The following is a 12,432-nucleotide window of genomic DNA, read 5'->3' as shown; positions in this document are numbered from 1 at the left end:
ATGAAAATTTTATTTCCAATTCCCCCAATCAAGAGAATAGTTATTTAGATATAATAGTTAGTAATATTGAAAGCTTAGATTATGATTTTTCAATAACTAATTTTTTTGATACCTCTAAGCAGTATGATATTATACATATACAGTGGCCAGAAGCCTTTTTTAATTGGAATGAACCTTCAAACAAGGATTTGGATAAACTCTTTCATTATTTGGAATTTTGGAAAAATAAAAACACCAAAATTATTATTACCAAACATAATGAATTACCGCATTCTAAAAAATCTAAGATATTAATAGCCTACCAAAACATTTATAAATATGCAGATGTAATTATTCATCTAGGGGAAAAATCGGTAGACAATTCAACTTTTAATTCTATCAGAAATAGTATAATCCCGCATCCTTTATATGAAAATTTGCCTAACACGTTAACGCAATTAGAAAGCAGAGAACGCTTAGGCATAGCAACAGATAGATTTGTAATTTGCTGTTTCGGGAATTATCGAAATCAAGATGAATTAAATTTAACAATTAATGCTTTTAAAAAATTTAAGGATTCAAAGAAGACATTGTTAACGGCCAAATGGCCTAAACTTTTCGGTTGGAAAAAAGAACCAACTAAACGGCTAAAGCACGAAATTTATTTAAAAAGAAAACACTTTGATAAAAGATATTGTTTAAACAATATTGAATATGTGTCCGAATCCGATATTCAACTCTATTTAAATGCCTGTGATATCGTATTTATTCCGAGAATCGATACCTTAAATACAGGGAATATTCCTTTGGCTTTTACTTTTGGAAAAGTTGTAGTAGGGCCTGAAATAGGTAATATAGGGAGTCTGCTACAAAGGACAGGAAATCCCTCGTTTATTCCAGGAGAACTAAGTAGTGTAGAACAAGCATTGAATCAAGCAAAAACCTTAGTATTGGCTGATAAAGGGCAGGAAAATTATAGGTTTGGAAAGCAGCATTGGAATGTGAATCTTGTCGCTCAAATGCATCTAGATTTGTACAAAGATCTAATTTTAAACAATGATTCAAATAAATAGTATAGAAACTTAATGTTAATGTGTAAAGTATCCGTCGTAATTCCTTTATTCAATGCTGTTACTTTTATTGAGGAAACACTTCAATCTGTTTTTAATCAAACATTTGAAAATATTGAAGTAATTATTGTAGACGATGACTCTACTGATGGTAGTTTCGAATTAGCTAAAAAATATCAATCCGATACGGTTAAAGTTGTCAAAAACAAAGACAAAGGGGCTTGTGCTGCTCGCAATTATGGATTTGAATTAAGCTCTGGCGATTATATTCAATATTTGGATGCCGACGATCTGTTAAGTTCCAATAAAATTGAAAGCCAAGTCAAGGTTTTAAATGGTGTTCGGGATCAATTGGCAGTTTGTAATACCATACACTTTTACGAAACCCCAGACACAGGAATTTGTACCGATACCGATTATGTGTTTTCAACCGATGCTCCCGAGGATTTATTTATAAAACTTTGGGGCGGTTTGGATAGTAAAATGAATATGATTCAGACCAGTGCTTGGTTAACACCTAGAGCATTAATTGAGGAAGCAGGTTCTTGGAACGAGCAATTGGCAAAGGACCAGGATGGCGAGTTTTTTGCGCGGGTGGGCTTACAAAGCAAAGGCATTATATATGTTCCTGAAGCTAAGAATTATTACCGTAAGCATATAAAAGGCAGTAATATAGCTTCGCAGAAACAACGAAAACATATCAAAAGTAATTTATTAGCCACCGATTTAAAGTCCCAATATTTGTTTAACATATCGCAATCTCAAGAAGCCAAGTTAGCTATAGCGACGCAATATAAGCATGTGGCTATGGATGCTTGGCCTGAATTTAAAGATATTACCAAAAAAGCTATGGAAGCTTGCCAAGACTTAGGGGGGAGTTTTTATAAACCTAAGTTAGGTGGATCGGTTATAGAACTTATAAAATCGGTTTTTGGTTGGAGAATAGCTAAGAGCGTATCTTTTTATGGTCATAAACTTATGAAACGTTAAATTCTTAAGAGAATAGATTCAATACCTAAATATTAAAAATGAAAATATTAATCCCAGTCGATCCTGAAATTCCTGTTCCACCTAGACTTTATGGTGGCGTTGAACGCTTAGTGGATGGTTTAATTATGGCCTATGCAAAAGAGGGACATGAGGTAGTTTTAGTAGCTCATGAGGATAGTACTAATAAGCTAGCTAAGTTATATGCTTGGCCTGCAAAGCATTCTAGGGGCTTATTAAATTCAATACAGAACACAAGAAAATTGTATTCGGTTGTAAATCAGGAAAAACCGGATGTCATTCACAGTTTTGGGAGGTTAGTATATATGCTTCCAGAAATGATTTTTAAGAAAATTCCTCTAGTTATGACCTATGGTCGGGCAATCAGTATAAAAACCACTGGTATGTCCTCTAAAATAGCAGGAGATAAATTACAATTTACTTGTTGTGGAGAGCACATGTTGAAACAGCTTCCGGATGTCAAGAAATTTACACCAATCCATAATTTTACCTTAACAGATTATTTTGTTCCAAATAAAAATGTTTCTAAAGATTTTTTAATGTTTTTAGGACGTATTGAAGATATAAAAGGGACTAAAGAAGCAATAGATGTAGCCATAGCAACAAACCAAAAGCTGCTGATAGCAGGTAATATTCAAGAAGGGCATGATGATTATTTTGAAAATTATATAAAACCATACTTGGACAATCCATTGATAGAGTATGTAGGCCCAGTAAACGACGAGCAAAAATTACATTATTTACAAAGAGCAAAAGCGTTTTTATTTCCTATAAAGTGGGAAGAACCTTTTGGAATTGTATTGGCAGAGGCTATGGCTTGCGGTGTTCCTGTAATAGGGTTCAGACGTGGATCTGTACCTGAAGTTGTAAAAGACGGTGTAACTGGATATGTAGTTGATAATGTAGAACAAATGATTAAGGCTGTAGAAAATATTAATGCAATAAACCGAGATATCGTTCGGAAAGATTGTGAGGACAGATTTTCTCTAGAATTTATTTCTGGAGAATATTTGAAGCTTTTTAAAAGGATGTTAGAGAACTAAAATGAAAAAAGCCCTTTTTGTTTTATCTGGAAATTTGTCGACTACGCCTAGGGCAGTCAAAGCGATACAATCAATGCCCTTAGGTACTACCTGCGAGCTTATATTGGTTAATCGGGACGATGAATGGAAGAAAAAAGATAAAGAAATAATAAACTTTCTGGGTATTAAAACGAATTATGTAGAATTAGGGAGAGATCCTTTTTTACCCTGGTTTAAAGCATCTTTATATCAAAAGTTAGCAACTTTTGTCTATAGAATAAAACCCAAGAGCGAGCTGATCAATGCATACCTAAGTAATAAGTCCAGTATTGTATTATGGGAGTATTTAAAAAAACAAGATTATTCCTATATCGATTTGATAATAGGACATAGTTCGGGAAGTTTGTATCCCGGATTTCGATTAAGTTCAGTAATAAACAAACCTTTTGTTTTCGATGTAGAGGATTATCACCCTGGAGAGAGTATTGCCTTTGATGCAGAAAATGAAAAGCAGCGACGTGAATTTTTAATGCAGGCCTTGTTGCCTAAGGTTAGTGCAGTTACGTTTGCAAGCCCTTTAATAGAAAAGTACACAAAAACTTTAGTCGGTAATTTAAATAATTCAGACACTGTCCTTAATGGGTTTAACTCGGATGAATTTGTTTTCTTTGAACCAAAAAAAACTAATGTAGGTTTAAAATTAGTTTGGTTTAGTCAGAAAGTTAGTTTCGGAAGGGGATTGGAGCAACTGTTTGAGGCATTCATTATTTTAAATGAATCACAGCCTGAAATCGACTTAGAGTTGACTTTGATAGGTGAAATGGATTTAGAATTTCAGAATAAAGTTATAAATCCTTTAGTTTTACAATTGAAAGATTCCAAAATTCAATTCTTTATTAAAAAAGCATTACAACAGAAAGAGCTCCATGCCGAAGTTTGCCGTTATGATGTTGGATTGGCCCTTGAATTTGATTCACGAGATCTTAACAGACAAATTTGTTTGACGAATAAAATTATCACTTACGCCCAAGCAGGCTTGTATATTTTAGCAACAGATACTAAAGCTCAAGATCAATTTATTGGCGAGAATCCAGAATTAGGAGTTTTAAGTCAACAATCATCACAAAATTTAGCGGATACCTTATTGAGTTTGTGTCAGAATGCCTCTCAAATTAAAGCGCAAAAACAGAAACGTTTTAATTTAGGAAAGAAACTCAGTTGGGATCAGGAACAAGAAAAATTAAAAAGCATTTGGCAACAAATTCTATAATAAAGAAAAAGTTGAAAACAGTACTCATTATATATCCCCATTGGGTACCAGCTAATTTAGCAGGGGTGCAACGTCCTAGGTTAATTGGAAATTATTTAAAGGAATTAGGATGGCATCCGTTGTTATTAACCGTTGATTCGAAATATTACGAAGAAATACCGGATCCTGTTATTGCAAAAACCGCTTCTAAAGATATAGAAGTCGTATTCACTAAGGCCTATAAAGTAACTAAACCACGCGTTATAGGCGATATTGGCTTGCGAGCTTTTCCGTTTTTGAAGGCTAAGGCCTTGGAGTTGTGTAAAACTAGAAAAATAGATTGCATCTGGATTCCGATTCCGTCATTTTATACAGCACTTTTGGGACGTATGATTCATGATAAAACCGGTATTCCGTATGGGATAGATTATATCGATCCCTGGGTGCGCGATATTACCAACCAAAATGATACACGCGCCAAGTTAAGTCAGTTAGTGGCACGAAATTTAGAACCTTACGCGGTTAATAAAGCGGCTTTTATTACAGGGGTCTCTACGCCGTATTACTGGCCTGTTATTGAACGTAACTTTAAAACCCCTCCGGCCCATGTGGGGATGCCCTATGGCTTTGACCCCAATGATCATAAAATTCAGTTGAAAGGCTTAAAAATGCCTTGGGAAGGCATGCCAAATTGTAAACCCTGGATTTATGCGGGGGCATTTTTACCCAATTCGCATGTGTTTATGGAGGCTTTTTTTAAAGCCATAGCCAGATTAAAAGAAGATGGGAACTGGGATGCTGACATTCGACTATTTTTTATCGGTACAGGGCCATATCCTGCAAAGCGTATTACTGCTTATGCGGCTGATTATGGTCTGGAAGATATCGTTGTCGAGCAACGTGAACGTCAGCCATTTTTATACATATTAAACTATTTAAGTGCAGCATACCGTGTGATGCTCTTTGGAAGTACAGAAAAACATTATACGGCCTCAAAAACTTATCAATGTTTACTAAGCGAGCGTCCTTTATTCACTGTATTGCATGGGGAGAGTCAAGCGGTACAGGTTTTAAAGGATGTGAAAGCCGACGCATTTTTAGTGCCTTTTCATGAAGGTGATACTAATGAAAACGTTTCAGAAGTCATGATTGATATCTTACAGGCTTTTCAAAAAGAAGATTTAAACTGGCAACCTGATATAAGCGAATTAGATCAATACTCTTCCAAAGAATCGGCAAGAGCATTGGTTGAAGTTATGAATGCTGTAGTTTAATTTTTTGTAGGGTTAATGATGCCCAGATACGGAGTGTATGTTGAATAGTTGATTTGCTCCAGGTCATTAAATAGATAAAATATAAGAAAAATAAAGTTGAAAATTTATGAATATTAAATCACGAATTGAAAGTGTTGACATATTTAGATTGTTGGCTATTTTTTGTGTGATAATGATTCATACGAGGCCTTTTTTAGGAAGCACACTATTTGGTTGTGGAGTTAATAATTATTTAGGTGTATTTATCAATCAAATATCACGTTTCGCAGTGCCTTTTTTCTTTACCATTTCCGGTTATTTTTTTGCCTTAAAAATAAGTAAATCAGAATCGATCGATAAGGCTGCGAAAACGACTTTAAGTAGAGTTTTTCTGATTTTTATAGCATGGAGCGGTATTTATCTATTTCCGTGGCATAAATTATTCCCACTTGGTGAGTTTAATATTGTTGAAGCATTAGAATTTATTAAAAATAGAATTATAGGTAATTTAAAAAATCCAATCAATTTTTTATTTAATGGGACTAAAGGGCATTTGTGGTTTTTGTCTTCTTTAATTCAAGTAATTTTCATAACGTTTTTATGGGAAAAGTATAAATTAAGACTTAGTATTTTTTATGTTGCTTTAATGCTGTTTATAATAGGTAATATGGCATTATCCTATTCAAAGACTCCAATAGGAGTGGATTTTGGTTTTTATACACGTAATGGACCTTTTTTGGGATTACTGTTTTTTGTTTCTGGATTTAAATTTTTTCAAAAGGATTATAAGATCAATTACCTTAAATCAGGAATAATGCTTTCTTTGCTAGGAGTTTTTATACAGTGTCTTGAAACTATTGTGTTAAAAAAGTATTTTGATACATCTGCAATCTCTGACTATTTTTTTGGAACGTATTTTACTGGAATAGGAGTTTCTTTAATAGCATTATCCAATAATAAAGTTTTTAGAATACCTAATTTAAGTAGTATTGGGAGAAAAACGCTTGGGGTATATGGTATACATTATATTTTTATTGATATTTTGAAGCCCTATAAAATGCAATATTGTGGGACATTTGTAGAAATTGTTTTTACTTTGCTTGTTTTTGGGTTATCCATTTTAACTGTTTATTTAATGTCTTTTAATAGGGGATTAAGGAAAATTGTTGAATAATTTTAAGTTTACAGTTTCTATACCGTATGCAAAATTATCTCAAATGTTGCTTCGAAATTTTAAACTATTTTTTGTCAATTTTTAAAAACCAAAGTAATTCAATAGAAGAGAGAAATTGAAACCACATTAAGCGGCATTTTGATAGAGCCTTTTGGGAAGGATGTCGAAATATTTTCTACAATGGATCTTTGATCTATAGAATATTAAAATAAAGGAATACCATAGTTCCGTATATAAAATGAAAAAATTAGCAATAGTCGTATCACATCCTATTCAGTATTATGCGCCTTGGTTTAAGTTGCTGGCAGAGCGTCAAAATATTAAACTAAAGGTGTTTTATACTTGGTCGCAGGCAGCAGAAGATGTAGAAGATAAAACTTTTGGAAAAACGATTAAATGGGATATACCGCTTTTAGAAGGCTATGATTACGAATTTGTTGAAAATAGTTCTAAAGATCCAGGAACACATCATAAAAATGGGATTATTTGTCCTGAGCTTATAGCTAAGGTTAGTGCATGGCACCCAGATGCCATTCTAGTTTTTGGCTGGTATTTAAAAAGTCATTTTAAGGTAATGAAGCACTTTAAAGGCAAAATTCCAGTTTGGTTTAGGGGAGACTCAACATTGTTGGATGAAATTTCAGGAGTTAAAACAATTTTAAGGCGCTTCTATTTAACCTGGGTGTATAAACATATTGACAAGGCGTTTTATGTCGGAGCAGAAAACAAGCGATATTTTAAGGCGCATGGGGTAAAGGAGTATCAATTGGTTTTTGCCCCTCATGCTATTGATAATTCACGATTTGCAGATTCTGAAATTATTCAATATGAAATCCAAGCTTTGGAATGGAGAAAGGAACTTGGTTTTTCAGAAGATGACATCGTGATTTTATTTGCTGGTAAATTTGAAGCAAAAAAGCAGCCTGATTTCTTACTGAAGGCATTTCAAAAGGCTAATAAAGACCGAGAAATCCCATTGAAATTTGTTTTAGTTGGACATGGTCCATTGGAAAACAAATTAAAAGACTTAGCTGAGAATGATAGGAATATTACAGTTTTACCGTTTCAAAATCAAAGTAAAATGCCAATATTATACAGATTAGGAGATGTTATTTGCTTACCTTCGAAGGGGCCAGGTGAGACTTGGGGATTGGCGGTGAATGAAGCAATGGCATCTAGAAGGCCTGTGATTGTGAGTTCAAAGGTAGGATGTGCATCAGATCTTGTTAGGGAGAATGTTAATGGTTTTGTTTTTGATTATAATAATCATTTAGCATTAGAAAAGATATTAACAGGTTTAAATAAACACGAGTTACAAATCCTGGGAAATAAAGCAAAACAAGACATTAAAGCCTGGAATTTTGAGACTATTGTAGGAGCAATAGAAAGGGAGATTCAGAATAACATTTAAATTAAGTTTTATGCAAAGGGAAAATCAAATTTCTATTTCAGTTGTGCTACCTTCCTATAGCGGTATGCCCTTGTTTAAAAAAGCATTGGAATCAGTGCTAAATCAGAAAGATGTTAGCTTTGAACTTTTGGTAGGGAACGATAACCCATTAGATGTTGAAACGAAGGCATATTTGGATAGTATTGAACATTCTAGTTTAAGAGTCTTTCATAATCCAGAGAATTTAGGCTTATTTGCTAATCTTAACAATTTAATACGAAATGTACGGGGAGAGCTTATTCATCTGTGGTCACAAGACGATATTATGAATGTTAATTGTTTGGCGGAAACGGTTAAATTTCATGAAGAACATCCCAATATAGCCTATGCCTTTTGCAGAGTTGAAGTGATTGATGAAAACGGGGAGATAATTGATAGGATGCCTATAAACACCAATGATACGATGAGCACTTTGACTCATGACTTAACATCGATCCTTACAGGAAGTGTGCCTGGCAATATTGCCAATGTGTCCATTAGAAAAACTGTTTTCGAACGTTATGGTTATTTTAGGGAAGATTTAAAATATTCAGGTGATTTTGAATTCTGGTGTCGTATAACAGATCAATTACCCGTAGGCATTATTCAAAAACATTTAATACAGTTAAGACGACATATGGGACAACTGAGTCGAAATCCGAATATGTGGATTTACCGCATTCATGAAAACGATGAGATACTTAAGACATTGATGGCTCGAGTTCCGGAGGATAAAAAAAAGTATTTAGAACGCGGTTTGTTATGGCGCGTGTATAACCAATATTTTGGACTATATTTAAATTTATTACGTTCAGGGGATATCAAAGAAGCCAAAGCGTTTTTAAAAGTGATTAAAAAATATAGTAGTGTGCCGGGGTTTTATCTCAGATATGGTTTTTTAAAGTTTCTGAATGTTTTTAAGAAGGATAAAAAATTTCAATATTGGTTGTATTATAGAAAGGCGTTTGATTAAGGGTGTTTAGGAGCAAAACGGCTGTTAAAGTAGTAAATAAAGGCAGAAAGATAGATGAGTAAATTAAGAAATGATACCTTTGATAAAATTTCAGGAGTATTGATTTTGTGGATGATAATTTATCATGCCTTTGGTTGGGGAGAATTAAAGGCATCCATTATTTATAATGTTTTATTAAAATTATTATTCTTTTTTATACCGTGGTTTTACTTTAAAAGAGGGATGTTTATAAAAACAAACCAAAAGTTTAGTAAAACCTTACAAAAAGAGGTTGAAAACCTTCTTGTACCGATGGTTGTCTGGATGTCAGTAGGGTATATAATTGTAAGGTTGCCTGAACTTTTTAATGGTAATTATTCAATTTTAAAAATACTGCTATCTCCAATATTTCATCTAATAAAGAGTGGAGAGACTGTTGGAAATAGCTCTTTGTGGTTTTTACTCTCTTTGTTTATTGCAAAAATGGTTATGTTTTTAGTACTAAAATTAAGCATTAAAAACATAGCGATCTTATCTGTAGGATTATTGGTTTTAGGTGCTGTTTTTAAAAATTTCAATCTGGTTTTACCTTTAGGAATTCATAATTTGCCTTTGGCTATTTTTTTTGTCTGTGCTGGTTATTTGTATAATAGATTGGAATTAATGCGTAAATTAAATAAACGTAGTTTGGTTATTTTATCAATTACTTTTTTGGCTTTATTCTTTTTTTATCCCAGTTATGTCGATTTTCATGTAAATCAGGTCTTCTTTGGTAATTATTGTTTATATGTTATTAATTCATTAATTGGAATAATTTTGAGTATAAATATTTTTAGATATATAAAGTCTAATTCTTTGGCTTGGATAGGGGAAAAATCCAAGGTATTTCTAGTGTTACATTGGCCAGTTTTTCAGTTAATCAAATTATTAAAGGTTTCAAATAATTACTTATATGTATTTGTGTTAATCTCAGTTGTGGCCATTTTATCTGTATTAGCTGCTAAATTTATTCCAGAAAAATATTTGGGATTGAATAATAAAAAAATCACTAATTCTATTTTTTTTATTAAAATTATTAGGGATTAATTATGAATGTTGAATAAGGTAGCAAATAGACCTTTTAAACTTTTTTTAATAAAGCTTAGACCCACATGCATTTAGATGATAATATCGCTATAATATTTACGCATATTCCAAAATGTGCAGGAACATCTCTAAGAGAGAGTATTATTGTAAATAATATAGAATCTTCTTTAATTTATCGATCAGGAAGTTTTAAAGAAATTTTATATTATAAAAATGATTTCAGGTATATCATAGGACATTGGCCATATGGTATAGAAAATTACTGTCATATTAATAACCCAGTTAGAAATAGGCAAAAGTTACATATAACATTTCTTAGGGAACCAATAGATCATTTAATTAGTTTCTTTTATTTTCAAAAACAACAAATTGGATATTCCGCTTACAAACATGAAATTGGTGATAAATCAATAGTTGAGTTTTATGAGAGTGTTCCAAGAGCATTAAATCTACAAACTAAATTTTGCGCAGGTGTTTTCTACGATCAATTATTCAGGAGGACGTCTAAGGCTGGGGCGAAGATTCAATTAAATAAAGCTAAACAAAACTTAATAAAAAGATTTGATTTCGTAGGCCAATTTGAAAATTATACTAATGATTTAGAGCTAATGGCTAAAACTTATAATTTAAAATTAGATATAACTCACAATAATGTAACTAAAACACATAAAAGAATAGCTATAAAAGATTTATCTTCAAAGGAACTCAATAAATTAAAAGAGTTAAATTCTTTAGATATGGAATTGTATAAATTTGCTTCTGAAAATTTCTTTAGTCAAAGATAAAGCAATAGGTAAAAGAGGATTTTATGCCAAAGCAGGTTTATTTTATTTCCGCAATTTTTATTATAGTATCGGCATTCGGTGATTATTTAGTTGAGATTTCCTCTGCCTTTTTAACTCTTATTTTTATTTTTAAGTTGTTTTGGAAAAAAGGGGTGCCTCCCGTTATATTGGGAGGGATGTTCTTTCAATGGTTTGCCGTTACATCAGGATATATATATTTATCTCTGTCCAGAGCAGAAATGGTAGATTTGTTATGGCGACCTGGATATTCTCTTAACTTTATAAATGTCACCTATTATTATAGTATTCTTGGATTAATTATTTTTTCATTTGGGACATGGCATGCTACTAAAAAGATAAATTATAACCCTATACCAAGAGATTTACTTGAAAAATATGACACTAAAAAGGCTATCATATTTTATGTCTCTTTTTCATTTGGTTCAGGAATCATCTTAAAAATATTGACATCCATAATTCCTGGTTTGGCAGCCCCTCTTACAACATTATTATACTTTAAATGGGTGTTGTTATTTTTAGTTGTTACCTTGGCATTTGTTAAGGATGAGTATAAAAGAGCAGTATTATCCATTATCCTATTTGAAGTGCTCTTAGGTTTTACTGGTTTTTTCTCGGCCTTTAAAGATATTCTTATTTTATTTCCAATTATTTTTATCACCAATCAGCGCATAGATAAACCGAAAAATATTTTGAAAATAGTATTTATTGCCATTTTGTTATTTAATTTAGGAGTTATTTGGACTGCTGTAAAAGAAGAATATAGGGAATATCTGTCAGGTGGTTTGGATAGCCAAGTGGTAAGGGTATCTAAACAGGAAGCATTTCAAAAATTTACAGATTTAGTTTCGAATGTTAAATCAGAAGATTACTCTGAGGGTATTGAAGGCATGATTAAGCGTTTTTTCTTTTTAGAATATTTCTCAGCGACGATTGGAAATATTTCTCAAAATACTGGCTTTACGGATGGAAAATATTGGATCGGAGCTCTTGAGCATGTTTTTATGCCAAGGATACTTTTCCCTAACAAGGAGTCAATTGACGATTCTGAACAAACAAGAGCCTTAACAGGAATTAATGAAGTGTCTGGGACTGAATCCGGCGTGTCAATTACTACAGGGTATATGGCTTCAGCCTATGCGGATTATGGTCCTATTTTTATGTATGTGCCAATTTATTTGTTAGGGTATTTATTAGGTTTTATTTATAAATATTTTTTAGAAAAAATAAAAAATCCACTTTGGGCTTATGGATTTTTGATTCCAATGTACTTTCTGTTTAATATATTTAGTAAGAATATTGTGAAAATTTCAGGGAATACCTTTATGTTTTTAATAGTATTCAGTTTAATTATCAAATTTGCCTTGCCAATAGTCGATAAACGACTTTTAAGAACCTAATTAAATT

At 32.4% G+C, this 12,432-nt stretch carries 11 protein-coding genes; all 11 read left to right on the top strand.

Annotated elements, in window-relative coordinates:
* Positions 1 to 188 precede the first annotated feature (188 nt).
* The 11 genes from RBH95_RS15030 to RBH95_RS14980 all read left to right on the top strand — a co-directional run bounded on the left by RBH95_RS15030 (position 189) and on the right by RBH95_RS14980 (position 12,425).
* A complete protein-coding gene (locus tag RBH95_RS15030; protein ID WP_307900385.1) occupies positions 189 to 1,052 on the top strand; it encodes a hypothetical protein in 864 nt (287 codons plus the stop codon).
* A gap of 18 nt (positions 1,053 to 1,070) precedes the next feature.
* Entirely contained in the window at positions 1,071 to 2,039 is a 969-nt protein-coding gene (locus RBH95_RS15025; RefSeq protein WP_307900384.1) for a glycosyltransferase, read from the top strand.
* A 38-nt stretch (positions 2,040 to 2,077) separates the two neighbouring features.
* Entirely contained in the window at positions 2,078 to 3,100 is a 1,023-nt protein-coding gene (locus RBH95_RS15020; protein ID WP_307900383.1) for a glycosyltransferase, read from the top strand.
* 1 nt (position 3,101) lies between these two features.
* Positions 3,102 to 4,349, top strand: coding sequence for a glycosyltransferase (locus RBH95_RS15015; protein ID WP_307900382.1), 1,248 nt, complete (start codon positions 3,102 to 3,104; stop codon positions 4,347 to 4,349).
* Positions 4,331 to 5,602 carry a hypothetical protein gene (locus RBH95_RS15010; protein WP_307900381.1) on the top strand — a complete coding sequence of 424 codons (1,272 nt, stop codon included), beginning with the start codon at positions 4,331 to 4,333 and terminating at the stop codon, positions 5,600 to 5,602. Before RBH95_RS15015 ends, RBH95_RS15010 begins: the two co-directional genes overlap by 19 nt.
* 106 nt (positions 5,603 to 5,708) lie before the next feature.
* The gene (locus tag RBH95_RS15005; RefSeq protein WP_307900380.1) at positions 5,709 to 6,755 is read left to right on the top strand and encodes an acyltransferase; all 1,047 of its coding nucleotides are present in this window, start codon (positions 5,709 to 5,711) and stop codon (positions 6,753 to 6,755) included.
* A 238-nt stretch (positions 6,756 to 6,993) separates the two neighbouring features.
* Complete coding sequence (locus tag RBH95_RS15000; protein WP_307900379.1) at positions 6,994 to 8,166, top strand: glycosyltransferase family 4 protein; 1,173 nt, start codon at positions 6,994 to 6,996, stop codon at positions 8,164 to 8,166.
* 10 nt (positions 8,167 to 8,176) lie between these two features.
* Positions 8,177 to 9,157, top strand: coding sequence for a glycosyltransferase (locus tag RBH95_RS14995; protein WP_307900378.1), 981 nt, complete (start codon positions 8,177 to 8,179; stop codon positions 9,155 to 9,157).
* Positions 9,158 to 9,211: 54 nt separating this feature from the next.
* Entirely contained in the window at positions 9,212 to 10,222 is a 1,011-nt protein-coding gene (locus RBH95_RS14990) for an acyltransferase family protein (RefSeq protein WP_307900377.1), read from the top strand.
* A gap of 65 nt (positions 10,223 to 10,287) precedes the next feature.
* Positions 10,288 to 11,007 carry a sulfotransferase family 2 domain-containing protein gene (locus RBH95_RS14985; RefSeq protein WP_307900376.1) on the top strand — a complete coding sequence of 240 codons (720 nt, stop codon included), beginning with the start codon at positions 10,288 to 10,290 and terminating at the stop codon, positions 11,005 to 11,007.
* Positions 11,008 to 11,030: 23 nt separating this feature from the next.
* Positions 11,031 to 12,425, top strand: a complete 1,395-nt coding sequence (locus tag RBH95_RS14980; protein ID WP_307900375.1) for a hypothetical protein — start codon at positions 11,031 to 11,033, stop codon at positions 12,423 to 12,425.
* The last annotated feature ends 7 nt before the right edge of the window (positions 12,426 to 12,432 follow it).

The sequence above is a fragment of the Mangrovimonas sp. YM274 genome (assembly GCF_030908385.1).
Classification (GTDB): Bacteria; Bacteroidota; Bacteroidia; order Flavobacteriales; family Flavobacteriaceae; genus Mangrovimonas_A.
Note: the sequence above shows the minus strand (reverse complement) of the source record. Positions and strands in the feature narration are given on the sequence as shown.